Source organism: Pseudomonas sp. 8BK (assembly GCF_902506475.1).
GTDB lineage: Bacteria > Pseudomonadota > Gammaproteobacteria > Pseudomonadales > Pseudomonadaceae > Aquipseudomonas > Aquipseudomonas anguilliseptica.
The window spans coordinates 3,228,933-3,254,171 of record NZ_LR733252.1 but is presented as its reverse complement, the minus strand read 5'-3'; the positions used below and the strand labels follow the sequence as shown (position 1 = coordinate 3,254,171).

The window sequence follows — 25,239 nt, the reverse complement described above, 5'->3', positions numbered from 1 at the left end:
TTTTTACGCCATTGGACTAATTGTTGAGATCGTCTATTGGTCTAAGAACCTGTTTACGAGCTGCTGCGCGTCGGCCCTGCTGCGTTAAAAACAGCCTCGGAATGCTCATGTACAAAAGTACACTCCGCTTTCTCACCGTTTTGACCAGCCGGAGGCTGTTACTACGTAGCGCCTTGCCGGACTCTAGCTCGCGAGCTCGTAAAACAGGCTCTAACAGGGCTGTCACCCTTCTTATTTCAACTGAATGGTCATATTTGCGCCGGCTACGGAGTCTTCATCGAACCAGCGGCTGGTGACCGTTTTGGTTTCGGTAAAGAAGCGCACGCCCTGTTTGCCGTAGGCATGCAGGTCGCCGTAGAACGAACCTTTCCAGCCGGTGAAGGAGAAGAACGGCAGCGGCACCGGCACCGGTACGTTGATACCGACCTGGCCGACTTCCACCGCGTGCTGATAATGCCGCGCCGCGCCGCCCGAGCGGGTGAAGATCGAGGTGCCGTTGCCGTAGGGGCTGGCATTGACCAGTTCGATGGCTTCTTCCAGGGTATCGACTTCCATGCACACCAGCACCGGGCCGAAGATTTCCTCACGATACAGGCTCATTTTTGCGGTCACGCCACGGAACAGGGTCGGGCCGACCCAGTTACCGTTGGGGTAGCCCTCGACTGCGCAGTGCGAGCCATCCAGCAGGCATTCGGCCCCTTCCGCCTTGCCCTCGGCAATCAGGCGCAGCACGCGCTGTTTGGCCTGCTGGCTGATCAGCGGGCCAAAGGCGGCGTGGCCATCGGTCCAGTAACCGGGTTGCAGGTCGGCCATCTGCGCTTGCAGCTCGTCGATCCACTGCTTCGATTCGCCGACAAACACCGCCACGCTGATTGCCATGCAACGCTGCCCGGCCGCGCCGCAGCTGGCGCCAACCAGGTTGCTCAGCACCCGCTGCTTGTTGGCGTCGGGCATGATCACCATATGGTTCTTCGCTCCGGCAAACGCCTGCACTCGCTTCAGGTGAGCAGTGCCGGTGCGGTAGATGTGTTGACCAACCGGCACCGAACCGACGAAGGAAATCGCGCGGATATCCGGGTGGGTCAGCAGGCTGTCGACCACTTCGCGCGCGCCGTGCAGCACTTGCAATACGCCCTTGGGCGCGCCGGCCTCGATAAACAGCTCGGCCAGGCGATTGGGGGTCAGTGGGTCCTGCTCGGACGGCTTGAGAATAAAGGTGTTGCCGGCGGCGATGGCCAGGGGAAACATCCACAACGGAATCATTGCCGGGAAGTTAAACGGGGTGACGCCGACGCATACGCCCAGCGGCTGAATCCAGCTGGCGGTGTCGATGTCGCGGGCCACGTTCTCCATGGTCTCGCCCATCATCAGGCTGGCGATATTGCAGGCCTGCTCGACCACCTCGATACCGCGCCAGACATCGCCCTTGGCATCGGCCAGGGTCTTGCCTGTTTCTCCAGCGAGAATTTCCGCCAGCTCGTCATGGTGTTCTTTGAGCAGATGCTGGTAACGCAGCATCACCCGCGCGCGGTCGGAGACTGGCACTTCGCGCCAGGTGAGGAAGGCTGCCTTGGCACTAGCAATCGCCGCTTCGATTTCCTCGGCGGTGGCCTTGGGTGCCAACGCCAGAACTTCCTGGGTCGCCGGGTCGGTGACTTCGATAAATTCGCGGGCGCGGCTTTCGCGCCATTCACCGTCGATCAACTGCGCGATTGCCTTGGCCATTGTGTTCTCCACGCGGGACCTGAGGTCCGATTGTTGTTTTGTCAGTGTTATAGCCGCCTTACTCGGCTTTGTGGATTGACGATCTTGGCCTTCAGATGGACTATCTTGGGATTGAATCAGTAGCCAGGTGCTTATGAACGCGCAGGTCGATACCTCCAACTGGCCACTGCCGGCCAATGGCGTGCGCTTTATCACGCCGCCCCGGCTGCGCCGCTTATTGGCAAAGCATCCCCTCGGGCAGGGCTGTTATCCCCTGGCCCTGGGTTACTACCCCGAGGCGCTGGGCCACCGCATGCATCGCCCGCAGCCGGAGGATCACCTGCTGATTTACTGCCGTTCCGGGCAGGGCTGGCTGGAGACAATGGATGGACGATTAGCTGTCAGTGGTGGCGATCTGCTGCTGTTACCCAAAGGCGCGGCGCACGCCTACGGCGCGGATGTGGACAAGCCCTGGACGCTGTACTGGGTGCATTTTGACGGCGAGCTGGTAACGGACTTTCTCAAGCCACTGGGCAAGGGGCCGCTGTGGCGCATTGGCGTGCAACCGCGTTTGCTGGCCGAGTTCGACGCCTTGCTCAACCTGCGCAAGCAGGGCTTGAACCTGGCGCATTTCGTACATGCCGCGCATCAGTTGCAGGTACTGCTCACTTCTCTGGCGGTGCTGCCGGCGCGTACCACCCTGAAATCCGGACGGGTGCTGGATGTAGACGCGGTACAGGCGGTGATGCGCGCCCATCTGCATGACTCGCTAAACCTCGACGAGCTGGCCGCGCAGTTCAAACTGTCGCGCTTTCACTTCGCCAAAACCTACCGCGCCCTGACCGGCCATGCGCCGATTCAGGACTTTATCCAACTGAAAATGGCCCACGCCTGTCGCCTGCTCGACGAGGGCGAACAGGGTATCCGCCAGGTGGCCGAGCAGTTGGGCTATGACGATGTGTATTACTTCTCGCGGTTATTTCGCAAAGTGGTGGGCATGGCGCCCAGTCATTACCGGGCGCTGCATCAGGGGTGAGTTAGGAGTTGGATTGAGGACGATGTCTGCTGCTATCTATTGCTCTTTTAAACCCTGGCTGCCTGTGGTGCTTCTAGCGTGCTTTTTCTGCGGGATTATCGATGTCTCGTCGTAGGCTTTGCGGAAGGCGTTGCCGCCGATCCACTCCACAGCAGTGTCTTCATCGTCATCATGGATGCTATCCGCGATAGGTGATCAGCAGACCTCGCATAAAGCCGGTAGCTGCTTGCTCTGCGACCCTATCTCTAATACGGGCTGAATGCCACGTACATGACGAGCAAGCGAATGCCTCGACGATTTTTATCGTCTGCAGCAAATCTTCGGATTGGGGGCGAAATCGTTTTCTTCGATGACTTTAGAAGTCGAAAGTGCTCGGTCGATTTCGACCTTATCGAAAGGCTCGTTAATCAACGGATGGTCAGCAGCGTATGGATGACGGTGGATTTGTCCGAGCGATTCTGCTTGGCCTTGGCTTCGCAAGCTGGACGCGTTTGCGCTGTTCCAGGCCAGTGCAGTTATTCAGGCGCAGGTGATTGTGTTTCGACCACTGCATTTAGAACTGTACATGGCGCGGTCGGCATTTTGCAGCAGCGTCTGCGCATCACTGCCGTCTTGCGGGTAAAGGCTGATGCCGAGGCTGGCGCGCACTTGCAGATCTTTACCATCGATCAACAGGCGGTTTTGCAGTAAGGCCAATAACTTCTGGGCAATACCCAGCAAGGTGGCGCGGTTTTCAACCTCGTCGAAGAGTATGACGAACTCGTCACCACCTAAGCGGGCCACGGTGTCGCCACTGCGAGTAACCGAGCCGAGCAAGTGGGCTACGTTACCCAGCACTTTGTCACCGGCGGCATGGCCGTGGCTGTCATTGATTTCCTTGAAGTGGTCAAGGTCAATATAGAGCAGGCCTAACAGCTTGCCGTTGCGCTTGGCGTTGCTGATAGCGTGCTGCAGGCGATCGAAGAACAGGCGTCGATTGGGTAGGCCGGTCAATGGGTCGTTGTGCGCCATGTGCTGCAGCTCTTGCTGGTTGGTGTTGAGCTCGATTATCTGAGCGAGAATTTTTTCCTGCATGGCGCGGATATCCCTGGCTAATTTGCCGAGTTCGTCGCCGCGTTCAATTGGCAGTGGCTGCAGGCTGAGGTTCTTGCTGAAGTGGGCTATTGCCAGGCCTATTTGATTCAGAGGACGGATCATCTTGCGCGCCAGCCACAGTGAGAGCAGCAGGGTGATCAAACTGAGAGCCACGATAATCTGTACCAGGCGTTGATCAAGCTCGCGGGATGCTTGGAGAATATGTTCCTCAGGGACTGCTAGGCCCAGCAACAAATGATTGCTTTCAGCTTCGATGCTGACGCTGGTGAAGGCCGCTAGCCGAGTCGGCTGTTCACGTTTGGCTGGCAGAATACTGAGCATGTTAGTGCTTTGCCCTTCAAGTAGAGCAAGCAATTCTGGCAGTTGGCTTTGAATCATTACGCTGGGGCCTTGGTCTCTGCCTTGGGACGTGTTGCGCTCAGGGTTGAGCAGTAGCTCGCCCTGGCTGTTGGCCAGAAACAACTGATAGTAATCGGGTATTTCGCGCTGTAGGCGACTGAACAGCTTCTTGACATCGATGCTCAGTACTATCAGACCGAGCACTTGCTGGTCGTTTTTCCAGATAGGGCTTGCCAGATGGAGTGTTAGCGCTTTGTCCGGATCCAGGCGAGAAGGGGCTATCTCAGAAAAAAACTGCTGCCCCGGCACTAACTGCAACGTTTTAAACACATAGGGGAAATGGCCCTTTTCCTGTAACGCGTTGCTGGAGATTGGGCCTTGGGGATCAACGTTGATGCGCTCCAGTCCATGGTTTTTCGCCTCGATCAGGCGAATACGCTGGTACTCGGGGTGTGCGTTGAGCATCGAGGTAAATAGCTGGGTTAACTCCACAGCCTCTCTGTTGCTTCTTGGTGTGTCTTCAAGTACGTCAACTGGTTGCGACTGGGTGCTGAGTACCTTAAGGTCATTGGCGAAGTTTTCCAGGCTGATCTGCAGGTTGCGCCCCAATACTTGATTGGCCACCAGCAGATCGCGCTTGGCAGCAGCAACCAAGATTTGCTTGCTGCTGCTCAGGGAGTAGTAACTGGCAAGCCCACTGAGCAGCAAACCGAATAAGCAGAGCAGTACGGTGAGCTTGTTGCCAAGGCTGAGTTTCAAGGCTGCACCAGATTTTCCGGGCGCTCCCCGGCTAGTATGGATTGCCAGAGCTTGGCGCGCAGTTCGGCGTTTGCCACAGGTTCAAGCCAAATCAGGCGCAAGGGTGCGTTTGAGGCTTGCAGGGTGCGCAGGGTATTTTCCAGGCCCTGACGTTCAGTCAAGGCGCCGCTGACTTGTGGCTCAAGACTGTAGTTGATCCACTGCTCTGCCAGGTCACGGTTGGGTGTCGTGCGAGTAATTGCCCAACAGTCCAGCCAGGCAAATGCACCTTCCTGGGGTATCACGTAACCCACGTCGGCCCCTGCATCCTGTAACAGCTTAAGTTGCTGACGACCGTAGTTGGCATACATCAAGGCAACGGAGTTTTGCGTAAAGAGGCTGACCGACTCTTCCGGCAAGCTGTAAAAACTCAGCACGTTACGTCGCAATTCAATCAGCTTGGCTACAGTCGCGGGCATCTCTTCGGTAGGTATGGCGAAGGGTGGTTTAGTAAGAGCTTGGCGGGCCAGGGAGAAGCTGTGGCTGCTGCCATCATAGGCCAGCACCTGCCCCTGCCATTTGGGATCCCAAAGGCTGTCAATTGAGTTCGGTGGACTATCCATCATCTTACGGTTATAGATCAGCCCCATCTCGCCATAGACATAAGGGACCCCATAGGCCTGTCCCTTATGCATCAAGCCAGGGATGTTGTTGATCTGACGAAACTGCAGGAGCTGGCCGCTGCGCCGGGTCAAATTCGCCAGGCGCAAGGGTTGCAGCAACTGCTGTTGAACGAAGTGGTTGATTTCAGAGGTGTTGGCGGCAATTACGTCGAAATGCTTACCGTCATCCTTGCTCAGCTTAAGCCTCAACTCGTCATCGTTGCCGACAAGGGTGACGTCTACATCGGCGTTATAGTGCTCGGCAAAGGCTGCTACCAAGTCTGTGTCGGCATAGCCTGGCCATGCCAGGATGCGTAGCAGCGGCTTGGCCTGCAATGGCAAGCTAAGTAGACACAGTAGAACTATGGATGTCAGCGAGCGTAGTAGCACGGTAGTGGCCTTTGCTTTTTTCCACAGTCTAGGTCAGTAGCAGCCGTAGTGCAGAAGCCTCTTGGCCTGTTTGCTTGAAGAGAATTTGCTGAGTTATCGCATTGCCTCTCCAGGCTCTGTTTCATCGCAAATACAGAAACCGCATCTATCATCGGGTGCTACAACCGCTGTTGTAACGCCGTTTGCCTTGACTTGCCTGGGCGCCTTCCTTAGCGTGCCGTCTTCGTTGGTTTAAGCAGGATTCAGGCATGAGCGCCGCCGATAACGTCAAACTCGAAGCCGGCTGGAAGGCCGCGTTGCATGCAGAATTCGAGAAGCCCTATATGCGCGAGCTGGGCGATTTCCTGCGTTGCGAGAAAGCTGCCGGCAAGCAGATTTATCCGCCTGGCTCGCTGATCTTCAATGCGCTCAACTCCACGCCGCTGGCGCAGACCAAGGTGGTGATAATCGGTCAGGATCCATACCACGGGCCTGGGCAGGCCCATGGGTTGTGCTTCTCGGTGCAGCCTGGGGTGAAGACGCCGCCGTCGCTGGTGAATATCTATAAAGAGCTCAAGCGCGACCTGAATATCGACATTCCCGATCACGGCAACCTGCAGCATTGGGCGGAGCAGGGCGTGTTGCTGCTTAACACCTCGCTGACCGTGGAGCATGGCATTGCTGGCTCCCACGCCAAGATCGGCTGGCAGACGTTTACCGACAAGGTGATCGAGGTGGTCAGTCAGCAGCAGGAGCGCCTGGTGTTTTTGCTATGGGGCGCCCATGCACAGAGCAAGGAAAAACTGATCGATGTCAGCAAGCACCTGGTGCTGAAATCCGTGCACCCTTCGCCGCTGTCGGCGCACCGTGGCTTTATCGGCAACGGCCATTTCAGCCGCACCAACAAGTTCCTCCAGCAGCATGGGCTAAGTCCGATTGACTGGCGCCTGCCCGAGTCGGCTTAAACGCTGCACTGTTGCTCGGCCAGATCCCTGCGCAGGTCGCGCAAGCGGTGACTCAGGCGCTCGCGCTGCGCTTCATCGCTATTGCTCAACAGCTGACTGAACAGCGTGGCCAACGCCAGGCGTGAGCGGCCATAACTGGCGCGGTACTCGTCGCTGTAGAAGCGCTCGCGTTGTTGCAGCAGCGGCGTCAGCCGCTCGGCGAAGTCGGCGCTATCGCGTTCGGCGACCACTTTGCGCAGTTCGGCTTGCCACAGCTGCCTATTCTCCAGCCACAGACGGTTCTGCTCACCGAGGCTGTTGGCCCAATCAGCAATATGTTCTGTCTGCGCCTTATTCAGGCGGCCGAGCCAGGGCCGTAGGCGTTCCTGCATGCGCGTCTGGCGTTCGCTGATCTGGGTGGTCAGGGGCGGGTCGAGAAAGTCCTGGCGGTCTTCCAGGTTGTCTTCATCCAGCGCCGCGTAGAGCTCGCTAACCTGCTGCTCGCTCAGGCCCTGCAGCAGTTCGATAGCGGTGGGAGTGATCTCGATGCCGATGCGTTTGAGCGCGGCATCGAACTGGACGAATTGTTCAAGCAGCTGAGCGCTGTCTGGCTGCGGCTGGGCGAGGATGCTTTCGGTGGTGTGCAGCCAGTCGATATAGCGCGGCAGCTCGGCGCTGCAGTGCCACTGCAGATGTGTCTGTAAGCGGGGTTTTAGCCAGGCCTGTTGCTGGCTGTCGAGGTTCAGGTAATTGTTCAAGCGCCAGGGCAGCAGCCAGTCCAGGTTGCGATAGGCCAGGCCTGCACGGCTGCAGGCGCTGATCAGCAGGCTCAGGCAGAGCAATAGCAGCAGGGTTTTCACGGCAGGCCAACGCAATACGCTCATGGAGGATGCCTCGGTGGTGAAGGCCTGAGGGTACGTCAGACGTGCCTGTGTGCGTTGCCGTAGACATATCTGTTAAACAAAAACTGCCGGTATGCAGGCAAAAAAGAGCCCGCACAAGGCGGGCTAAACGTGGTCGCTAAAGTGCTTTCAGCTGCGTTGCCAAAGCCTGAATAACGGTTCGGCGAGAAACATCACCAGAAACAGCCGCAGCACCTGCAGGGCCGTGACCAGCGCCACCGAGAGGTGTAGGGCCTCTGCGGTCAGGCACAGTTCGGTGATGCCGCCGGGCATCATGCCGAGCATCAGTGCGTTCTGGTTTTCCCCGGCCAGCCAGCCCAGGCCTTGGCCCAACGCGGCGGCGGCGAGCATGGCGAGCAGACAGAACAGCAGGATGCGTGCGAGAAAACCCGGTGCGCTGCGAAAGAAATTGCGGTCGAAGTGACAGCCCAGGGCGCAGCCGATCAGCCATTGGCCGGTCTGGCCGAGGCCATCGGGCAAGCCCAGGTGCAGATCGAAGCTGACACTGGCTACGGCGCAGACAGTCAGCGGGCCTAGCATCCACGGGTTGGGTTGGCCCAAACGTCCCCATAGCCAAGCCAGTAGCGCGCCAGCTGGTAGCAGTACCGCCAACCAGGGCCAACTCACCGCTGCAGGTGCTGGCGGTGCGATGGGTGGCAGGCTCCAGGTGAAGATTGCCGGAATCAGCAATACCACCAGCAGTAATCGCAGGCTATGGGCGGCGGCCACCTTGGCGGTTTCGGCGTTGTGCCGTTGCGCCAGGTTGACCATCTCGCTGGCACCACCCGGCATGCTGGCGAAGAACGCAGTGGCGCGATCGAGGCCGGCGCGGCGCAGTACGATGATGCCGATCAGGCTGAGCAGCAGGGTGAGCAGGGCGCCGAGCAGAATCACGCCGAAGTGACTGAGCAGTTGGCCGAATACTTCACTGGTGAAATGCAGGCCGATGGCGCTGGACACCAGCCATTGGCCGGTCTTGCGTCCGCCTGGCAGTTCGCTGATCAGCCAGCCGCTGCAGCGGGCGGCGATCACCGCCAGCAGCGAGCCGATGATCCACGGCAAAGGCCAGCCGATCAGGCTGGCCAGATAGCCGCCTAACAGGCCGACCAAAGGGGTGGCCCACCAGCTTTGCCAGCCGGTGAGCGCAGACGACTTAGGCATTGGCCAGTTGCGCCGCACGGCGCGAACGCCACCAGCGCAGGCCTGGCAGAGCCAACATCAGCGCGGTGAGTGCCCACAGGCACAGGCTGATCGGGCTGTTCCAGAGGATGCTCAGGTCGCCAGCAGAGATCGACAGGGCGCGGCGCAGGTTATCTTCCATCAGTTCGCCGAGGACGAAGCCGAGGATCAGTGCCGACAGCGGGAAATCCAGCTTGCGCAGGATATAGCCGAATACGCCGAGGCCGATCATCAGCACCAGGTCGAAGGTGGTGCTGTGCACCGCGTAGACGCCGACCATGCTGATCACGGTGATCGCCGGCACCAGCACCCAGTTGGGTACGCTGAGCATGCGGGCGAACAGGCCAACCAGCGGGATGTTCATCACCAGCAGGATCACGTTGCCGATAAACAGCGAGGCGATCAGGCCCCAGACCACATCCGGTTGCTGTTCGAACAGCAGCGGGCCTGGGGTGATGTTGTACAGCGTCAGTGCGCCGATCATCACCGCCGTGGTGCCCGAGCCCGGTACGCCGAGGGTCAGCATGGGGATCAGCGAGCCGCAGGCCGAGGCGTTGTTGGCCGCTTCCGGCGCCGCCAGGCCACGCAGGTCGCCGTCGCCGAACTTACCGTTCGGGCCGGCCATGCGCTTTTCCGTCATATAGGTCATGGCGCTGGCAATAGTCGCTCCGGCACCCGGCAGCACACCGATAACGAAGCCGGCCACGGCGCTGCGCACCATGGTCCAGAAGCTGAAGCAGAATTCCTTGAAGTTGAACAGCAGACGGCCGCTGGCCTTTACCGCTTTCTGGCCGTTGTGGGTTTTTTCCAGCATCAGCAGCACTTCGCTGACGCTGAAGAAGCCGATCACCACGATGACGAACTGGATGCCGTCCGACAGGCTGACGCTGCCGAAGGTGAAGCGATACACTCCGGTGGTCGAGTCCACGCCAACGGTAGCCAGGGCCAGGCCGATCAGCGCGGCCATCAGGGTTTTCACCGGCTTGTCGCCGACCATTCCGCCGAGGCAGGCGATGGCGAAAATCATCAGCACGAAGTATTCGGCCGGGCCGAAGGCCACCGCCCACTTCGCCAGGATCGGGGCGAAGAGCACCACGCCACAGGTGGCGATGATGCTGCCGATAAACGAGCTGACGGCCGACAGTGACAGGGCGATTCCGGCCTTGCCCTGGCGAGCGAGTGGGTAACCGTCGAGGGTGGTCATCACTGCCGCGGCGTCGCCCGGTACGTTTAGCAGAATCGCCGAGATACGTCCGCCATACTCACAGCCCAGGTACACGGCGGCGAGCAGGATCAGTGCGGTTTCCGGCGACAGGCCGAGGGCGAAGGCCAGTGGCAGCAGCAGCGCCACGCCATTGATTGGGCCCAGGCCTGGGAGCAGGCCGACGATGGTGCCGACAAAGGCACCGAACAAGGCTACCAGCAGGTTTTCCGGTCGGGTCGCGACTTCGAAGCCTTGCATCAAGAAATTCAGGGTTTCCATTTTCAGCTCTCCACGAAGGCTTCGAACAGGCCGAGGGGCAGCGGCACATCCAGCAGGTAATCAAACAGGCCATACAGCAGCACACCCATCAGTACGGCGCTGATGGCGCAGGGCAGTGGGCGACCGGTAAACAGCAGGCCAAGGGCGAAGGTGGCCAGCGTGGTGCTGATGACGAAACCGAGCACTTCGAACAGCAGCGCGTAAGCCAGCAGCGCCAATATGCACAGCACGGCGCGCACGGCAGCGCGGGTATTCAGCGTCTGCTCGAGCAAGCCGGGCTTGAAAACCAGCCACAGGCTGCCAGCAGCCATCAGGCTCAGCAGCAGCAACGGATAGGCGCGCGGCCCCACCGGGTCGTAGGCGAAGGGTGCCTGGAAGCCCCAGGCGATGACGGCGAGAACGGCGCAAAACAGCAGCCAGCTCGCGGCGAACAGGCGAACGTACATGGTGGATTACCTAATCGAGGGTCAGGGAAAGACCGTGAAGCCGTAGGATGGGTTGAGCGCAGCGATACCCATGGGGTATCACAGCATGGGCCGCGCCGCTGTGCGGCTAACCTACGTGGCCCGACCCATCCTACGAATTGCGGCGTGGCCGCTTATTGCATTAGGCCGAACTCGCCAGCCAGCGCCTTGTATTCCTCAACTTGCTTGAAGACCAAGGTTTTCAGCTCGTCGCCCGTCACCGACAACGGCAGCAGGTCGCGCTGCTCGCGCAGGGTGGCGAAGTCTTCACGGGCGAGCAGGCTGTCGAACTGCTGTTTCCACCAGTTGTACTGCTCGTCGCTGACCTCTGGGCCCATATAGAAGCCGCGGATCACCGGCCAGGAGATGTCATAGCCTTGTTCCTTGGCGGTGGGGATGTCGGCCAGTTTGCCGGGCAGACGTTCATCGGACAGCACGGCGAGGATGCGTACTTTCTTCGCCGCCAGCTGCGGGGTGACTTCGCCCAGACCGCTGGAGGTGACCTGAACATGGCCGCCGAGCATGGCAGTGAGGGTTTCGCCGCCACCTTCAAAAGCCACGTAGCGCAGGTTTTTCGGGTCGATGCCGGCCAGGCGGGCGATCAGCGCGGTCTGCATCCAGTCCTGGCCGCCGATGGTGGCGCCAGCGCCGAAGACGATGCTGCTCGGGTCTTTTTTCAGGGCCTGAACCAGGTCGTCCAGGCTCTGATACGGCGAGTCGGCACGTACGGTGATGGCGCCGTAATCGGTGCCTACGGCAGCCAGCCAGCGCACGCCGGTTTCGTCGTAACGGCCGAATTTGCCTTGCGCCAGGTTGAGCAGAGAGCCACTGGAAAATGCGGTGATGGTGCCCGGATCATCGGCACGCTGGGCGATCACCGCGTTATAGGCCACCGCGCCGACACCGCCGGGCATATAGGTGACGCGCATCGGTGCTTTCAGCAGGCCGCTGTCTTTCAGGCCGCTCTGCGCCAGCTTGCAGGTCAGGTCGAAGCCGCCGCCGGGCTTGGCCGGGGCGATGCATTCCGGGCGCTTGGGTTCGGCAGCCAGCAGTTGGCCGGCAAAGGCCATGCAGGCGGTGGCCAGGGCGATGCGGGTAAAGGCAGTTTTCATGGGGTATTCCTCTGAGCTCTTATTGTGGATTACCAGATCGGCAGCGTGTAGCCGACGATGACGCGGTTCTCGTCCGCATCGCGGGCGAAATCGGATTTGAAGCTGGCGTTGCGCAGGCGTACGTAGACATCTTTCAGTGGCCCGCTTTGCACCACGTACTTGACCTCGATGTCGCGTTCCCACTCGCCGCCGGTGTCATCAGTGCCAGCGATTTGCGCGTCGCTGCCTTTGATGTAGCGGGTCATAAAGCTCAGGCCGGGTACGCCGAGCTTGCCGAAGTCGTAGTCGTAACGGGCCTGCCAGGAGCGCTCGTCGGCGTTGGCGAAGTCGTTGATCTGCACGAAGTTGACCAGGAACGGGTCGCTGCCATCGATGTAGGCATAACCGGTGTCGCCACTCATGTCCTGAAAGCCCAGGCCCAGTTTGTGACCGTGGATGGCGTAGCTGAGCATGGCGCCCACGGCGCGGTTGTCGATCTTGCCGGCATTGGATGCGCCGCTGTCCTTGCTCAGCATCAGGCGTATATCGGCGCTGAGGGTGCCGCTGCCCAGCGGTTGGCTGGCGAGCAGGCCGAAGAAGTGCTGGCGGTAGATATCGTCGAGGTCGGCGAAGTAATAGCGGCCTTTGAGCTGCTGGTTGAAGCTGTAATCGAGGCCCATCAGATCTAGGTGATCAGCTGTCACGCCGCCGGCGAAGCGACGGTTCTTGCTATTGAGGATCAGCTCTTCGGAGTTGGTCGAGGCACGGTCGATCACCTTGTCCAGGCGTCCGCCGGTAAAAGTCAGGCCTTCGAGTTCGCTGGAGGTCAGTAGGCCGCCTTCGAACACCTGCGGCAGCAGGCGGCTGTCGCTGGCCTTGACCACGGGCAGTTCTGGAACGTGTGAGCCATAGCGCAGCTCGGTATTGGAGACCTTGACCTTGGCCGTCAGGCTCAGGCGGCCGAACTGGTCTGGGGTGCCACCATCGTCCTGTACCGGCAGCAGGTCGGTGCCGGTGCGGCCACCGCCGGAATCCAGTTTGACCCCAACCAGACCCAGGGCATCAAGGCCGAACCCCACGGTGCCTTCGGTGTAGCCGGACTGGACATCGAGCCAGAAACCCTGGCCCCACTCTTCACGCTTGTTCTGCTGGCTGCTGGTGCCTTCGCGGAAATCACGATTGAGGTAGATATTGGTGGTGGTCAGGCTGGCTTTGCTGTCAGCCACGAAATCGGCATGGGCAGCGGGGGCAAGCAGCGCGGCGGCGATGGCCAGGCTAAGCAGGTGAGCAGGCGCAAGCGCCTGATGAGATGCAGTCGGCATCCTGTGGTCTCCATTGTTGTTTTTGTCACGACTGCGCACCACTGCGTCAGTCGTTCAGGTCGGTGGATCGAGCCACCTGAAACCGATGCTAGGGGGTCAAGCTTTCACCAGGCTTTCAGTTTGAAAGAAAGTCGCTGGGGCATTCGCAGCGGCTTCTGCGCCGTTACACTGGGCGCATAACAACAAGTTTGTGGAGTGCTATTACCGTGCGAATCCTGCTGGTCGAGGACCATCTGCCCCTGGCTGAAAGCGTGGCTCAGGCCCTGCGTGGCATCGGGCTTAATGTGGACATGCTGCATGACGGCGTGGCGGCCGATCTGGCCCTAAGCAGCGAGGATTACGTCCTGGCGATTCTCGATATCGGCCTGCCGCGCCTGGATGGCTTTCAGGTGCTGGCGCGTTTGCGTGAGCGCGGCAAGACCCTGCCGGTACTGATGCTCACCGCCCGTGGCGAGGTCAAGGACCGCGTACATGGCCTCAACCTCGGTGCTGACGATTACCTGGCCAAACCCTTCGAATTGAGTGAGCTGGAGGCGCGGGTCAAGGCGCTGCTGCGGCGTACCGTGCTCGGTGGTGAACGCCAGCAGCGCTGCGGCAACCTGCTGTATGACCTGGACACCCGGCGTTTTACCCTGGCTGACGGCCTGCTGACCCTGACCTCCCGCGAACAAGCGGTGCTGGAGGCGATGATTGCCCGGCCCGGACGGGTGATGAGCAAGGAACAGTTGGCCGCTCAGGTGTTTGGCCTGGATGAGGAAGCCAGCAGCGACGCCATCGAAATCTACGTGCACCGCCTGCGCAAGAAGCTCGAAGGCGGCGGGGTACGCATCGTCACCTTTCGTGGCCTGGGCTATTTGTTGGAGGCAGTCGGTGACTGAGGGTTGGAGGCCGTCGGTGGCTGGACGCGGCAAAGCCATGGCGAACCAACCGGGTAGCCTGCGCGGACGGCTGATCCGCCGCCTGGCGCTGCTGCTGGCGTTGATTCTGCTGGTCAGTAGCCTGAGTGCCTACTGGAGTGCGCGCCGCGCTGCCGACACCGCCTATGACCGTACCCTGCTGGCCTCGGCGCGGGCGATTGCCGATGGGTTGTACACCACCGCCGAGCGGCTGAATGCCAACGTGCCTTATGTGGCGCTGGACACCTTCGCCTATGACAGTGCCGGGCGTATCTACTACCAAGTGCTGGATGTGCAGGGCGCGCTGGTGTCGGGCTATGAAGATCTGCCTGCGCCGCCGGCCCATATCAAGCGCACTGAGGATTATCCGGCGCTGGCGCGTTTCTACGACGCGGAATTTCGTGAACAGGGCGTACGGGTAGTCAGTCTGCTGCAGCCGGTCAGTGAGCCGGGCCTCAACGGTGTGGCGGAAATCCGCGTGGCAGAAACCCAGGGCGCGCGTGAGCGCATGGCCCGCGAGCTGTTGCTCGGCACCTTGCTGCGCATGGGCGTGCTGTCGCTAAGTGCATTGCTCTTGGTGTGGCTGGCGGTAAGCGCTGCGCTGCGGCCACTGGAAGCCTTGCGCCGCAGTGTGGCGGCGCGCACCAGTGATGATCTGCAGCCGCTGTCGGATCTCGGCATGCCGCGCGAGCTGCGTCCATTGATTGATGCGCTGAACCAGTTCAATGCTCGGCTGCGCAGCCTGTTCGAGCGCCAGTCACAATTTATTGCCGATGCCTCCCACGAGCTGCGCACGCCCCTGGCGGCACTCAAGGCGCGGGTCGAGTTGGGGTTGCGTGCCCAGGAACCTTCGATTTGGCGCAGCACGCTGGAAGAGGCGGCGCTGAACACCGACAAGCTGACCCATCTGGCTAACCAGCTGCTCTCGCTGGCGCGTATCGAAAGCGGCGCACGGGCGATTGCCGAGGGCGGCGCGCAGCATCTGGATCTCAGCCAGCTGGCGCGTGAGCTGGGCATGGCGTTGGCGCCGCTGGCCCATGCGCGGGGCATCGCCCTGGCGTTGGAAGCTGAGCAGCCGGTGTGGGTCAGTGGCGAGCCGACGCTGCTCAACGAGCTGTTGTGCAACCTGCTGGATAACGCGTTAGCGCACACCGCTGCCGGCGGCAATGTGATCCTGCGGGTATTGCTGGCAGGGGTGCTGGAGGTCGAAGACGATGGCCCGGGGATTCCGTCAGAAGAGCATGAGCGGGTCTTTGCGCGTTTCTATCGGCGCAGTAACAAGGGCTCTGGGGCGGGGTTGGGTTTGGCGATTGTCGGTGAAATCTGCCGGGCGCATCAGGCCGAAATCAGCCTGCATCAGGCGCAGCCACAGGGTTTGTTGGTGCGCGTCGAGTTTGCCGGCGTAGAAGTCTGAGTCAGGGCGCCAGGCTAAGCGGTTGCTGAATTTCCAATAGGTATTGGGCGACCTTGCCGCTTTCGCGCAGTTGCGCCAGGCCCTGGTTGAAGCGGGCGATCAGCTCAGCATTGCCAGGCACCTCCCGCGAGAGCAGCAGGTGCAGGCTGTCGCTGCGCAGCGGCTTGGGGTGAAAGCTCAGTTGCGCGCGTTCGGCGGCGCTGAAGTGCTGATGCAGCATGTCGAAGCCGACCACTTTGTCCATCGGAAACAGATCGACGCGGCCGGCAATCAGTTGGCGAAAGGCGGTTTCATCACTGGTCACTCGATTGACCCGCAGTTGTCCACTGGCTTCAGCCTGCTGAAAGGCTTCGCCGTAGTCATAGCCGCGAGTGCCGACCAGACGTCGGCCTTGCAGGTCGCCAACCTGTTGCCAATCAAAGCTGTAGCCCTTGCGGTGGAACAGGTAGTAACCGCTTTCCACCACCGGGTCGCTGATAAAGAACTTTTCTTCACGTTCACTGCTGTGTAGCCAGACCGCACTGCCATCGCGTTTGCCGCGCTCGGCCAGTTGCAGTGAACGTGCCCAGGGGTGGAATTCCCAAGCCACATCAATCCCCTGCAGAGCAAAGGCTTCGGCAACGATGCGTGAGGCAACGCCCTTATGCGGCAGTTGTTCGCCCAAGTAAGGCGGCCATTCACCGTTGGTCAGGCGCACCGGTTCTGCAGCGGTCAAAGCACCGCAAAACAGGCTAAACAGGGCAGATAACAGCAGGGCGCGCATGAGCCGTAAGCCAATTGTGGGGACTGTATTCAGTCTAGTTGCATTCGGCTGCATGCGCGTGAAGGGCTTTACTGGAGCATGCTCATGGCCGCTTCCATCGCGGCGGAGAGATCTTCGTCTTCATTCAGATTCTGGCTTGGGTCCAGGCCGAGTTTGCGGAACGCCGGGATCTGGCTCCAGTCCAGCTGGGTATAAGGGTGCTCGCTGCCCAGATAGCTCTGCAGGGTGGCAACCTGAACGATATCGACATAGTCGACCTTGGCGCTGTCGCGAGTGAAGTCCAGGTACTGGCTGGGCACCATGGCGATCAGCTCGGGGAATTCCCAGGCACGCAGGATCTTGTCGCCGATGATCGGGTGAATCTGCTCGATCACATGGTTGAGGCTGATCGAGTCAGCCAGCAGCTCGCTGTGCTCTTCGGCGTAGGTGAGGATTGGCAGCACGCCGATCTGATGCACCAGGCCGGCGAGGGTGGCTTGGTCGGGCAGCAGGCGCGTGTAGTGTTTGCAGAGAACGTGGCAGATGCCGGCAATTTCTGTGCTTTTGTTCCACACTTCGCGCATTTTGCGGTCAACTACGTCGCTGGTAGCCTGGAACATTTGTTCCATGGCGAGGCCCGTGGCCAGGTTGCAGGTGTAGTTGATGCCGAGGCGACCGACGGCCATCTGCAGGTCGGTGATTTCCTTGTTGGTGCGCAGCAGCGGGCTGTTCACCACCTTGATGATGCGCGCCGTCAGGGCGGCATCATTGCCGATCACTTTGCTCAGTTGCGGGATGCCGATATCCGGATTCTCTGCTGCCTCGCGGACTTTCAGCGCGACCTCCGGCAATGTCGGCAGAACCAGTTCATCACTGTCGATGGCCTGGATCAGTTCCTTTTGGACTTTCTCGGCAAGCTTGCTCATGGGCAATTCTCTTTAGGCGGTCAGGCAATAGTAAGTGTAGTAAGTGCTTAGCGCTGTATTTCGCGGTCTGGGTCCAGTGTATACGGCAAATCGAGCACGCTCAGCGTGCTGCCTTCGGCAGAACCCAGGTGAATCACCCCATTCAGGGCGGCTTCGTCCTGCAGTACGGCAAGCAGTTCGACGCCTGCCGGACTGCGCGCGGCCAGCACCACTTCACCAACGCTGGAGCTGTGGGGCGGCGAAAACAGCGCAGTGGCGGGCTCTGGCAGCTGATTGTCGTGCAGCTCCAGGCGATACAGGCGGCGTTTGAGTTTGCCCAGGTACTGCATGCGCGCGACGATTTCCTGGCCGGTGTAGCAGCCTTTTTTGAAACTCACGCCGCCTACGGCCTGCAGGTTGATCATCTGCGGAATAAACAGCTCGCGGGTGCTGCCCATGACCTGGCCGATACCAGCGCGTACTTGCGCCAGTAGCCAGTCATTCAGCGGCGCTTGCGGCAGGTGGCTGGCCAATTGCGCCTGTACGGCCGCGGGCTGACCGGCGGGCAGCCAGAGTTCGGCGCGGCCATCGCTCAGGCGCAGGGCCAGCAACTCATTGCTGCGTGCGACGCTGTCGGCGGTCTCGGCAAGCTCAAGGCCAAGCCTGCGCAGGGCGTCATCGCCATTGCTTAGGCCGATGCGCAGCCAGTCCTGGCTTTCGTCGGTGAGCTTGGATTTGCTGAAGACGGCGTATTTCTTCAGGTCAGCCAGTTGCGTTTCGAGCAAATCGCTGGCCATCGCCAGCAGGAAACCGTCATCTACGCTGACAATGCGAAAACTCGACTGCATGCGGCCCTTGGGGGTGCAGCGTGCGCCCAGGCTGGAATGGTTGTCGCTCAGGTAGTTGAGGTTGCAGGTGACTTGGCCCTGGAGGAACTTGTTGGCGTCCGGGCCGCGCACGGCGAGGATGCCTTCGTGGCTGAGGGTGCAATAGAACGCGGTATCGGCCATGGTGGATTAGGTATCGCTGGATAAAAGTTAGGGGGCTCATCATAGAGCGCGCCTCGCGCCTTGTCAGCGCTTGCCGCTGCTTCGTCTCGGCGCAATGCCTGGTCGGGTGATGCGTGCGGTCAACAGTGGGGCTTTTCATCGGTATACTGCGCGCCTTATCCAAGGAGCATACCCATGGTTGACTCGATTGAACTCAATCGTCTTTTTTGGCACAGCCGCCGCGGCATGCTGGAGCTGGATGTGCTGCTGGTGCCGTTCGTCAGGGAGGTGTACCCACACCTCGATGAAGCTGACCGTGAGCGCTATCGCAAACTGCTCGAATGTGAAGATCAGGATATGTTCGGCTGGTTTATGCAGCGCGGCGAGCCGGAAGATGCCGATCTCAAGCGCATGGTTCGGATGATTCTGGACCGTGTCCAGCCCAAGTGATGCCTTCGAGTGTCAGTGGCAGCCTTCACGGCGGCTGCTGGCCTGCTATGCCCTGATTCAGGGGGGGGCGCTGCTCAGTCTGGTGCTGGTGGATATTCCCATTTGGGCGCGGTTGCTCGGAATGGGCTTCTGTTTCGCCCATGCTGCCTGGGTACTGCCACGCCATCTGCTGCTGAGTGCGCCACAGGCTTACCGGGCGCTGCGTTACACGGCGGATGGTTGGCAGGTACATAGCGCGGCGCAGGGCTGGCAGGCTATCGAGTTGCACCCTGATAGCCTGGCTTTACCGCAGGTTGTGCTGCTGCGCTTTCGTCTGGCCGGGCAGCGCCGCGTACGCTCGCTGTGCATTGCCAGCGATAGCCTGGCGCGTGATCAGCACCGCCGCTTACGGGTGAGGCTGAAATTCAGTCGCCATAGGTGGGCGGCAGCAGAATAGTATCCTTGGCCTCGGTCAACTGCTGCGGGTAGTCCAGGGTGTAATGCAGGCCGCGGCTTTCGTGGCGCAGCATGGCCGAACGGATCATCAGCTCGGCAACCTGGGCCAGGTTACGCAGCTCGATCAGGTCACGGCTGACCTTGTAGTTACTGTAAAACTCGTGAATCTCATCAAGCAGCAGGCGTACGCGGTGTTCGGCCCGTTGCAGGCGCTTGTTGGTGCGCACGATGCCGACGTAGTCCCACATAAAACGCCGCAGTTCGTCCCAGTTGTGCGCAATGATCACGTCCTCATCCGAGTCGGTGACCTGGCTGGCGTCCCAGCTCGGTAGCGTGCTCGGCATGCTGATCTGGTCGAGCTCAGCGAGGATGTTCTCGGCCGCTGAGCGGGCATAGACGAAGCATTCCAGTAGCGAGTTGCTGGCCATGCGGTTCGCCCCATGCAGGCCGGTAAAGCTGGTTTCACCAATGGCATACAGGCCGGGGATATCGGTGCGGCCGCTCTGGTCGACCAATACGCCGCCGCAGGTGTAGTGCGCAGCCGGTACTACTGGAATCGGTTCTTTGGTGATGTCGATGCCGAAGTCCAGGCAGCGCTCATAGACGGTAGGGAAGTGCGATTTCACAAAGTCAGCCGGTTTGTGGCTGATGTCGAGGAACACGCAGTCGATCCCTAGGCGCTTCATCTCGTGGTCGATGGCGCGGGCGACGATATCCCGCGGCGCTAGTTCGGCGCGCTCATCGAAGCGCGGCATAAAGCGTTCACCGTTGGGTAGCTTGAGCAGTGCGCCTTCACCACGTAGCGCTTCGGTGACCAGAAAGCTCTTGGCTTTTGGGTGGTACAGGCAGGTCGGGTGGAACTGATTGAATTCCAGGTTGCCGACTCGACAGCCGGCGCGCCAAGCCATGGCGATACCGTCGCCGCAGGCGCCGTCCGGGTTGCTGGTGTAGAGATAAACCTTGGCTGCACCGCCGGTGGCGAGAATCACAAAACGTGCGCTAAAGGTGTCGACCTCGCCGCTGGCGCGGTTGAGCACGTAAGCGCCCAGGCAGCGCTGGCCCTCCAGGCCAAGTTTGCGCTCGGTAATCAGGTCGACGGCGACACGCTGCTCCAGCAGTTCGATATTGCTGCGCTGACGGGTCTGTTCCAGCAATGTGTTGAAGATCGCCGCGCCCGTGGCGTCGGCAGCATGGATGATGCGTCGGTGGCTGTGGCCGCCTTCGCGGGTCAAGTGGAATTCGAAGCCGCCGTCTTCGCGAGCGGTCTGGTCGTCGCGGGTAAAGGGCACGCCCTGGTCGATCAGCCACTGGATGGCTTCGCGGCTGTGCTCCACGGTGAAGCGCACAGCGTCCTCGCGACACAGGCCGCCACCGGCATTGAGGGTGTCTTCGACATGCGACTCGATGGTATCGGTATCGTCTAGCACTGCCGCCACACCACCTTGCGCCCAGTAGGTCGAGCCGTTGGACAGGTTGCCCTTGCTCAGAACGGCAATGCGCAAGTGTTCAGGCAGGGTGAGGGCCAGGGTCAGGCCGGCGGCACCGCTACCGATAACCAGAACGTCGTGTTGGTAATGTTGGCTCATGTCCGAATTCCGCGAAAAGCGGCCTCTAGTATATAGAGGGGGGGGGCTGCACAATAGCCGGCTTATGACCAAGTGCGTTACTCGGGAACTTTTTAAGCGTTTCGGGTTCCATAGGCGGTTGTTTAGATGGTAATTCGCCTGAGTCAGGCGTCTTTGCAGCGGCCTGCGGTTTTGCCTTGCCGACGGCTGGTCCAGACTACAAGCGCAGTGGTGGAGTCCCTTTGCTGCGCTATTCCGTGCAGGACTTTTAAGTGTTCTGCAGGAAGCTTGTTTGAAGGAGAGAACTTTTGCGTAATGCCCAAGTCTACTTTGGCAGACCGAGTAAAGGGTTGGCGTTACGCTCCTTCAAACCTTATGAGGAGTTTTCATGCTAACCCAGGAAGATGATCAGCAACTGGTCGAGCGCGTACAGCGTGGCGACAAGCGTGCATTTGATCTATTGGTGCTCAAGTATCAGCACAAGATTCTCGGGTTGATCGTGCGTTTTGTGCATGACACCCATGAGGCACAGGATGTGGCGCAGGAAGCCTTCGTCAAGGCATATCGGGCGTTGGGTAATTTTCGTGGGGACAGTGCGTTCTACACTTGGCTGTATCGCATTGCCATCAACACAGCGAAGAACTACCTGGTGTCGCGTGGTCGGCGCCCACCAGACAGTGATGTAAGTGCTGAGGATGCCGAGTTCTATGATGGCGATCATGCCCTCAAGGACATCGAATCGCCGGAGCGCGCCCTGTTGCGCGACGAGATCGAGGCCACCGTGCACCGCAGCATCGAACTGTTGCCGGAAGATTTACGTACAGCGCTAACCTTGCGTGAATTTGATGGTCTGAGTTACGAGGACATTGCCAGCGTCATGCAGTGTCCAGTCGGCACCGTGCGTTCGCGAATTTTCCGGGCGCGTGAGGCTATTGATCGATCCCTGCAGCCGTTGCTGCAGGAAACCTGAGACAGCGGCGTCAGCCAAGAGAGGAACCGCCATGAGTCGTGAAACCCTGCAGGAATCGCTGTCCGCGGTGATGGATAACCAAGCGGATGAACTTGAATTAAGGCGAGTGCTGGCGGCCAGTGATGACCCTGAATTGCGTGCAACCTGGTCGCGTTACCAGATTGCTCGGGCGGTTATGCACAAAGAGCTGCTTGAGCCGCGTCTGGATATTGCCGCTGCTGTATCCGCAGCCCTTGCTGATGATGTTGCCCCGGTTGCGCAACAAGTACAGCACGGCCCTTGGCGCACTGTGGGTCGCCTGGCTGTTGCAGCTTCGGTTACCGTGGCAGTGCTGGCGGGTGTGCGTTTTTACAACCAGGACGACATCACCGGTGCCCAATTGGCGCAGCAATCCAGTCAGCCGGTGTTGAATATCCCTCAGGTCAGTGGGCCGGCCATGCTGGCAGGCTTCAATACATCCGAGGAACAAGCGGCTCCTGCGGCCAGTGCTGTGGGGCAGGGTCAGCCTGGCTGGCATGAGCAGCGTCTGCCTGCTTATCTGCGCCAGCATGCGCAGCAGGCAGCCATGAGTACGAGCGAAGGTGCGCTGCCTTACGCGCGTGCAGCCAGTCTGGAAACCCGTTAACGGCCCGTTGTTAAGGAATCGCATGCGCTTTATTCCTTTAGGCGTTCTGTTGCTGGGCAGTTGGCTGGCGCTGCCGGCAATTGCCGATGAAGGTCGTGCCTTGCTGCAGCGTTTGGCAGATGCCGAACGCACACAGAGTTTTCAGGGCACCTTTGTTTACGAGCGCAATGGTAGTTTTTCGACACACAGCATCTGGCACCGTGTCGGTGAGGGTGGTGCCTTGCGTGAGCGCTTGTTGCAGCTGGATGGCTCCGCGCAGGAAGTGTTGCGTGTCGACGGTCAGGTGCAATGCGCAAGTGGTGCATTGGCTGACCAATTGATCGACAGCCAGCTGTGGCCCGCCCGGGCGCTGAATGCCGAGCAGTTGAATGAGTGGTATGAGCTGCGTGTGCTCGGCAAGTCCCGCGTGGCGGGACGGGCCACCAACGTGCTGGCCCTGGTGCCGCGCGATCAGCATCGCTATGGCATCGAGTTGCACCTTGATCAGCAAACGGGCTTGCCGCTCAAGTCCTTGCTGGTCAATGACAGGGGGCAGTTACTTGAGCGCTTCCAGTTTACCCAGCTGCAAACCGAAGTACCTGCAGGCTCTAACCTTGAGCCTGGCACAGGTTGCCGTCCGGTGCGTTTGTCTCCTGCTCAGATGGATGCAGTCGAAGCCTGGCGTTCTGACTGGTTGCCGCCAGGCTTTAGTCTGAGTTCGGTTACCCAACGCCGCAGCCCAGCATCGGACGAGCCAGTCGCCTGTCAGGTGTATGGCGATGGCCTGGCGCGCTTTTCCGTCTTCATGGAGCCTTTACGTGGCGCCGCCGTTGAGGACGTCCGTACCCAGCTGGGCCCCACTGTAGCGGTTTCGCGCAGACTGAAGACTGATGATGGCGACGTCATGGTCACCGTGGTCGGCGAAATACCCTTGGGCACAGCTGAGCGAGTGGCCTTGTCGATGCGTTCAGCGGCCGAGGTGGAGCAATGATCGAGGAGCAGGGGCGGGTCGTTGCGGTTGAGTCCGGCGCTGTCTGGGTCGAAACCCTGCGTAAAAGCACCTGCTCCAGTTGCTCTGTCAAAGCTGGCTGCGGCCAGGGTTTGCTTGATCAGCTCGGGACAAATAGTCGTCGTGGTTATGTGCGTGCATTGTCAGATCTGCAGCTGAATGTTGGCGATGCAGTCATTATCGGTGTGCGCGAAGATCTGCTGGTGCGTGGTTCGCTGCTGGTTTATCTGCTGCCGTTGCTCGGTTTGTTTGCTGCGGCTGTTCTTGCTGGGCAGGCGGGCTTGAGCGAGCCCTGGGTCATACTCAGTGCGCTGTTCGGTTTTGCCTTTGCCTGCTGCGCGGTGCGCTGGCGCAGTCGTGTCACCGCCGGTGATCCGGCGTTACAACCGGTGGTGTTGCGTGCATTGCTTGGCGGTGCCGTAGCAGCGTTTTAAGACTTTTGCTGGCCTGATGGGGAGTTGTATGTCGAAGCTTGGTCTGAAATCTTCATTTACTGCGTTATTTGCCGTGCTGCTGATGGGGCAAGCGTTGTTTGCTCAGGCGAGCCTGCCGGATTTTACCGAGCTGGTTGAGCAGGCGTCGCCTGCGGTCGTCAATATCAGTACCCGGCAGAAAATGCCGGATCGCGCGGTTGCTGGCAGTGGTCAGCTCAATGTGCCTGACCTGGAAGGTCTACCGCCGATGTTTCGCGAGTTCTTCGAGCGCAATATTCCGCAGATGCCACGTGCGCCTGGCGGTGGTCGTCAGCGTGAAGCTCAGTCGCTGGGCTCGGGCTTTATCATTTCCGCTGATGGTTACGTGCTGACCAATAACCATGTGATTGCTGATGCTGATGAGATCATCGTACGCCTGTCAGATCGCAGTGAGTTGGAAGCCAAGCTGGTCGGCACTGACCCGCGTAGCGATGTTGCGCTGCTTAAAGTTGAGGGTGCTGGCTTGCCAACCGTCAAGTTGGGCAAGTCAGAAGAGTTAAAGGTCGGCGAGTGGGTCTTGGCGATTGGTTCGCCATTCGGCTTCGATCACTCGGTGACCGCCGGGATCGTTAGCGCCAAAGGCCGTAGCTTGCCAAACGAGAGCTATGTGCCGTTTATCCAGACGGATGTGGCGATCAACCCGGGTAACTCTGGCGGCCCACTATTCAACCTGGCCGGTGAAGTGGTCGGTATCAACTCGCAGATTTTCACCCGCTCCGGTGGCTTTATGGGGCTGTCGTTCGCCATTCCCATGAGTGTAGCGATGGATGTGGCCGACCAGCTCAAGGCTGAGGGCAAGGTCAGTCGTGGCTGGCTGGGTGTGGTGATTCAGGAGGTGAACAAGGATCTGGCTGAGTCGTTCGGTCTGGATAAGCCGGCTGGTGCGCTGGTGGCGCAGGTGCTGGAAGAGGGGCCTGCTGCCAAGGGCGGCTTGCAGGTAGGTGATGTGATTCTCAGTCTGGATGGTAAGCCGATCATCATGTCTGCTGACCTGCCGCATCTGGTCGGTGCGCTGAAGCCAGGTAGCAGCGCCGAACTGGATGTGGTGCGCGATGGTGCACGCAAGAAGCTGAAGCTGAGCATTGGTGCGCTGCCTGAAGATGGCGAAGCACTGGCTGGCACTGCCGCGCCTGGGGTTGAACGCAGCAGCAATCGTCTTGGGGTCAAGGTGGTTGAGTTGACTGCCGAGCAGAAGAAGAGTCTTGATCTTAAGGGTGGTGTCGTGATCTCCGAAGTGCAGGATGGTCCGGCTGCGCTGATTGGTTTGCGTCCGGGTGATGTAATCACTCATCTGAACAATCAGGCGATCAACTCGGCCAAGACCTTTACCGAGGTGGCGCAGGCGCTGCCGAAAAATCGGTCGGTATCGATGCGTGTACTGCGTCAGGGGCGCGCCAGCTTTATTACCTTCAAGCTGGCCGATTAACGGTGCAGGCAGGCTAAAAGGGCGACTTCGGTC

At 60.0% G+C, this 25,239-nt stretch carries 24 protein-coding genes; 11 read left to right on the top strand and 13 right to left on the bottom strand.

The genetic code is table 11. The annotated features are described in order from the left end of the window. Window positions 1-231: 231 nt before the first annotated feature. Complete coding sequence (locus ACIN8IBEIGE_RS15250; RefSeq protein WP_160015401.1) at window positions 232-1,725, bottom strand: CoA-acylating methylmalonate-semialdehyde dehydrogenase; 1,494 nt, start codon at window positions 1,723-1,725, stop codon at window positions 232-234. 133 nt (window positions 1,726-1,858) lie between these two features. Here ACIN8IBEIGE_RS15250 and ACIN8IBEIGE_RS15245 point away from each other — a divergent pair, with 133 nt between their 5' ends. Beyond that, window positions 1,859-2,740: an AraC family transcriptional regulator gene (locus ACIN8IBEIGE_RS15245; RefSeq protein ID WP_160015400.1), complete on the top strand. Its 882-nt coding sequence runs from the start codon at window positions 1,859-1,861 to the stop codon at window positions 2,738-2,740. Window positions 2,741-3,259: 519 nt separating this feature from the next. On the opposite strand, the gene ACIN8IBEIGE_RS15240 is transcribed toward ACIN8IBEIGE_RS15245, so the two are convergent. Further along, the gene (locus tag ACIN8IBEIGE_RS15240) at window positions 3,260-4,933 is read right to left on the bottom strand and encodes a GGDEF domain-containing protein (RefSeq protein WP_160015399.1); all 1,674 of its coding nucleotides are present in this window, start codon (window positions 4,931-4,933) and stop codon (window positions 3,260-3,262) included. After that, window positions 4,930-5,916, bottom strand: a complete 987-nt coding sequence (locus tag ACIN8IBEIGE_RS15235; protein WP_256665186.1) for an extracellular solute-binding protein — start codon at window positions 5,914-5,916, stop codon at window positions 4,930-4,932. Before ACIN8IBEIGE_RS15235 ends, ACIN8IBEIGE_RS15240 begins: the two co-directional genes overlap by 4 nt. A gap of 296 nt (window positions 5,917-6,212) precedes the next feature. On the opposite strand from ACIN8IBEIGE_RS15235, the gene ung reads away from it, so the two are divergent. Continuing rightward, window positions 6,213-6,908, top strand: coding sequence for a uracil-DNA glycosylase (gene ung / locus ACIN8IBEIGE_RS15230; RefSeq protein ID WP_160015397.1), 696 nt, complete (start codon window positions 6,213-6,215; stop codon window positions 6,906-6,908). Here the strand turns inward: ung and ACIN8IBEIGE_RS15225 are convergent. The 6 genes from ACIN8IBEIGE_RS15225 to ACIN8IBEIGE_RS15200 all read right to left on the bottom strand — a co-directional run bounded on the left by ACIN8IBEIGE_RS15225 (window position 6,905) and on the right by ACIN8IBEIGE_RS15200 (window position 13,328). Continuing rightward, window positions 6,905-7,771 (bottom strand): DUF6279 family lipoprotein, encoded by an 867-nt coding sequence (locus tag ACIN8IBEIGE_RS15225; protein WP_160015396.1) that lies wholly within the window; start codon window positions 7,769-7,771, stop codon window positions 6,905-6,907. The genes ung and ACIN8IBEIGE_RS15225 overlap by 4 nt on opposite strands. 147 nt (window positions 7,772-7,918) lie before the next feature. Further along, window positions 7,919-8,950: an AbrB family transcriptional regulator gene (locus tag ACIN8IBEIGE_RS15220; RefSeq protein ID WP_160015395.1), complete on the bottom strand. Its 1,032-nt coding sequence runs from the start codon at window positions 8,948-8,950 to the stop codon at window positions 7,919-7,921. Further along, entirely contained in the window at window positions 8,943-10,451 is a 1,509-nt protein-coding gene (locus ACIN8IBEIGE_RS15215; RefSeq protein WP_160015394.1) for a tripartite tricarboxylate transporter permease, read from the bottom strand. The genes ACIN8IBEIGE_RS15220 and ACIN8IBEIGE_RS15215 overlap by 8 nt, the downstream gene beginning before the upstream one ends. Window positions 10,452-10,453: 2 nt before the next feature. Next, a complete protein-coding gene (locus tag ACIN8IBEIGE_RS15210; RefSeq protein WP_160015393.1) occupies window positions 10,454-10,897 on the bottom strand; it encodes a tripartite tricarboxylate transporter TctB family protein in 444 nt (147 codons plus the stop codon). A 152-nt stretch (window positions 10,898-11,049) separates the two neighbouring features. Next, window positions 11,050-12,027, bottom strand: a complete 978-nt coding sequence (locus ACIN8IBEIGE_RS15205; RefSeq protein WP_160015392.1) for a tripartite tricarboxylate transporter substrate binding protein — start codon at window positions 12,025-12,027, stop codon at window positions 11,050-11,052. 29 nt (window positions 12,028-12,056) lie between these two features. Beyond that, window positions 12,057-13,328 carry an OprD family porin gene (locus tag ACIN8IBEIGE_RS15200; RefSeq protein WP_160015391.1) on the bottom strand — a complete coding sequence of 424 codons (1,272 nt, stop codon included), beginning with the start codon at window positions 13,326-13,328 and terminating at the stop codon, window positions 12,057-12,059. 206 nt (window positions 13,329-13,534) lie between these two features. Here ACIN8IBEIGE_RS15200 and ACIN8IBEIGE_RS15195 point away from each other — a divergent pair, with 206 nt between their 5' ends. Further along, on the top strand, window positions 13,535-14,206 hold the full coding sequence (locus tag ACIN8IBEIGE_RS15195; protein WP_090383599.1) for a response regulator: 672 nt from the start codon (window positions 13,535-13,537) through the stop codon (window positions 14,204-14,206). Window positions 14,207-14,243: 37 nt separating this feature from the next. Then, window positions 14,244-15,638 (top strand): sensor histidine kinase, encoded by a 1,395-nt coding sequence (locus ACIN8IBEIGE_RS15190; protein ID WP_160015390.1) that lies wholly within the window; start codon window positions 14,244-14,246, stop codon window positions 15,636-15,638. 1 nt (window position 15,639) lies between these two features. Here the strand turns inward: ACIN8IBEIGE_RS15190 and ACIN8IBEIGE_RS15185 are convergent, their stop codons facing one another. From ACIN8IBEIGE_RS15185 to ACIN8IBEIGE_RS15175, 3 genes are all read right to left on the bottom strand, one after another. After that, the gene (locus ACIN8IBEIGE_RS15185) at window positions 15,640-16,401 is read right to left on the bottom strand and encodes an ABC transporter substrate-binding protein (protein ID WP_160015389.1); all 762 of its coding nucleotides are present in this window, start codon (window positions 16,399-16,401) and stop codon (window positions 15,640-15,642) included. A gap of 68 nt (window positions 16,402-16,469) precedes the next feature. Continuing rightward, entirely contained in the window at window positions 16,470-17,306 is an 837-nt protein-coding gene (locus tag ACIN8IBEIGE_RS15180) for an HDOD domain-containing protein (protein WP_160015388.1), read from the bottom strand. Between the two features lie 47 nt (window positions 17,307-17,353). After that, window positions 17,354-18,295, bottom strand: a complete 942-nt coding sequence (locus ACIN8IBEIGE_RS15175) for a folate-binding protein YgfZ (RefSeq protein WP_160015387.1) — start codon at window positions 18,293-18,295, stop codon at window positions 17,354-17,356. A 174-nt stretch (window positions 18,296-18,469) separates the two neighbouring features. Between ACIN8IBEIGE_RS15175 and ACIN8IBEIGE_RS15170 the strand changes: the two genes are divergently transcribed. After that, complete coding sequence (locus tag ACIN8IBEIGE_RS15170) at window positions 18,470-18,724, top strand: succinate dehydrogenase assembly factor 2 (RefSeq protein WP_090383608.1); 255 nt, start codon at window positions 18,470-18,472, stop codon at window positions 18,722-18,724. Further along, window positions 18,708-19,160, top strand: coding sequence for a protein YgfX (locus ACIN8IBEIGE_RS15165; RefSeq protein WP_160015386.1), 453 nt, complete (start codon window positions 18,708-18,710; stop codon window positions 19,158-19,160). The genes ACIN8IBEIGE_RS15170 and ACIN8IBEIGE_RS15165 overlap by 17 nt, the downstream gene beginning before the upstream one ends. Here the strand turns inward: ACIN8IBEIGE_RS15165 and nadB are convergent. Next, window positions 19,129-20,745: an L-aspartate oxidase gene (nadB, locus tag ACIN8IBEIGE_RS15160; RefSeq protein ID WP_160015385.1), complete on the bottom strand. Its 1,617-nt coding sequence runs from the start codon at window positions 20,743-20,745 to the stop codon at window positions 19,129-19,131. The genes ACIN8IBEIGE_RS15165 and nadB overlap by 32 nt on opposite strands. A 367-nt stretch (window positions 20,746-21,112) precedes the next feature. On the opposite strand from nadB, the gene rpoE reads away from it, so the two are divergent. The 5 genes from rpoE to ACIN8IBEIGE_RS15135 all read left to right on the top strand — a co-directional run bounded on the left by rpoE (window position 21,113) and on the right by ACIN8IBEIGE_RS15135 (window position 25,206). Beyond that, on the top strand, window positions 21,113-21,694 hold the full coding sequence (rpoE, locus tag ACIN8IBEIGE_RS15155) for an RNA polymerase sigma factor RpoE (RefSeq protein WP_160015384.1): 582 nt from the start codon (window positions 21,113-21,115) through the stop codon (window positions 21,692-21,694). A gap of 31 nt (window positions 21,695-21,725) precedes the next feature. Further along, a complete protein-coding gene (locus tag ACIN8IBEIGE_RS15150) occupies window positions 21,726-22,319 on the top strand; it encodes a sigma-E factor negative regulatory protein (RefSeq protein ID WP_160015383.1) in 594 nt (197 codons plus the stop codon). A gap of 22 nt (window positions 22,320-22,341) precedes the next feature. Then, window positions 22,342-23,289, top strand: coding sequence for a MucB/RseB C-terminal domain-containing protein (locus ACIN8IBEIGE_RS15145; protein WP_160015382.1), 948 nt, complete (start codon window positions 22,342-22,344; stop codon window positions 23,287-23,289). Continuing rightward, the gene (locus tag ACIN8IBEIGE_RS15140) at window positions 23,286-23,741 is read left to right on the top strand and encodes a SoxR reducing system RseC family protein (protein ID WP_090383639.1); all 456 of its coding nucleotides are present in this window, start codon (window positions 23,286-23,288) and stop codon (window positions 23,739-23,741) included. The genes ACIN8IBEIGE_RS15145 and ACIN8IBEIGE_RS15140 overlap by 4 nt, the downstream gene beginning before the upstream one ends. An 82-nt stretch (window positions 23,742-23,823) precedes the next feature. Continuing rightward, window positions 23,824-25,206, top strand: coding sequence for a DegQ family serine endoprotease (locus ACIN8IBEIGE_RS15135; protein WP_372240020.1), 1,383 nt, complete (start codon window positions 23,824-23,826; stop codon window positions 25,204-25,206). Window positions 25,207-25,239: the final 33 nt, after the last annotated feature.

Bases quoted from the DNA above. Each gene is read 5' to 3' on its own strand.
- ACIN8IBEIGE_RS15250 (WP_160015401.1), bottom strand. From the start codon at position 1,725: ATGGCCAAGGCAATCGCGCAGTTGATCGACGGTGAATGGCGCGAAAGC.
- ACIN8IBEIGE_RS15245 (WP_160015400.1), top strand. From the start codon at position 1,859: ATGAACGCGCAGGTCGATACCTCCAACTGGCCACTGCCGGCCAATGGC.
- ung (WP_160015397.1), top strand. From the start codon at position 6,213: ATGAGCGCCGCCGATAACGTCAAACTCGAAGCCGGCTGGAAGGCCGCG.
- ACIN8IBEIGE_RS15225 (WP_160015396.1), bottom strand. From the start codon at position 7,771: ATGAGCGTATTGCGTTGGCCTGCCGTGAAAACCCTGCTGCTATTGCTC.
- ACIN8IBEIGE_RS15220 (WP_160015395.1), bottom strand. From the start codon at position 8,950: ATGCCTAAGTCGTCTGCGCTCACCGGCTGGCAAAGCTGGTGGGCCACC.
- ACIN8IBEIGE_RS15215 (WP_160015394.1), bottom strand. From the start codon at position 10,451: ATGGAAACCCTGAATTTCTTGATGCAAGGCTTCGAAGTCGCGACCCGA.
- ACIN8IBEIGE_RS15210 (WP_160015393.1), bottom strand. From the start codon at position 10,897: ATGTACGTTCGCCTGTTCGCCGCGAGCTGGCTGCTGTTTTGCGCCGTT.
- ACIN8IBEIGE_RS15205 (WP_160015392.1), bottom strand. From the start codon at position 12,027: ATGAAAACTGCCTTTACCCGCATCGCCCTGGCCACCGCCTGCATGGCC.
- ACIN8IBEIGE_RS15200 (WP_160015391.1), bottom strand. From the start codon at position 13,328: ATGCCGACTGCATCTCATCAGGCGCTTGCGCCTGCTCACCTGCTTAGC.
- ACIN8IBEIGE_RS15190 (WP_160015390.1), top strand. From the start codon at position 14,244: ATGGCGAACCAACCGGGTAGCCTGCGCGGACGGCTGATCCGCCGCCTG.
- ACIN8IBEIGE_RS15185 (WP_160015389.1), bottom strand. From the start codon at position 16,401: ATGCGCGCCCTGCTGTTATCTGCCCTGTTTAGCCTGTTTTGCGGTGCT.
- ACIN8IBEIGE_RS15180 (WP_160015388.1), bottom strand. From the start codon at position 17,306: ATGAGCAAGCTTGCCGAGAAAGTCCAAAAGGAACTGATCCAGGCCATC.
- ACIN8IBEIGE_RS15175 (WP_160015387.1), bottom strand. From the start codon at position 18,295: ATGGCCGATACCGCGTTCTATTGCACCCTCAGCCACGAAGGCATCCTC.
- ACIN8IBEIGE_RS15170 (WP_090383608.1), top strand. From the start codon at position 18,470: ATGGTTGACTCGATTGAACTCAATCGTCTTTTTTGGCACAGCCGCCGC.
- nadB (WP_160015385.1), bottom strand. From the start codon at position 20,745: ATGAGCCAACATTACCAACACGACGTTCTGGTTATCGGTAGCGGTGCC.
- rpoE (WP_160015384.1), top strand. From the start codon at position 21,113: ATGCTAACCCAGGAAGATGATCAGCAACTGGTCGAGCGCGTACAGCGT.
- ACIN8IBEIGE_RS15150 (WP_160015383.1), top strand. From the start codon at position 21,726: ATGAGTCGTGAAACCCTGCAGGAATCGCTGTCCGCGGTGATGGATAAC.
- ACIN8IBEIGE_RS15145 (WP_160015382.1), top strand. From the start codon at position 22,342: ATGCGCTTTATTCCTTTAGGCGTTCTGTTGCTGGGCAGTTGGCTGGCG.
- ACIN8IBEIGE_RS15140 (WP_090383639.1), top strand. From the start codon at position 23,286: ATGATCGAGGAGCAGGGGCGGGTCGTTGCGGTTGAGTCCGGCGCTGTC.
- ACIN8IBEIGE_RS15135 (WP_372240020.1), top strand. From the start codon at position 23,824: ATGGGGCAAGCGTTGTTTGCTCAGGCGAGCCTGCCGGATTTTACCGAG.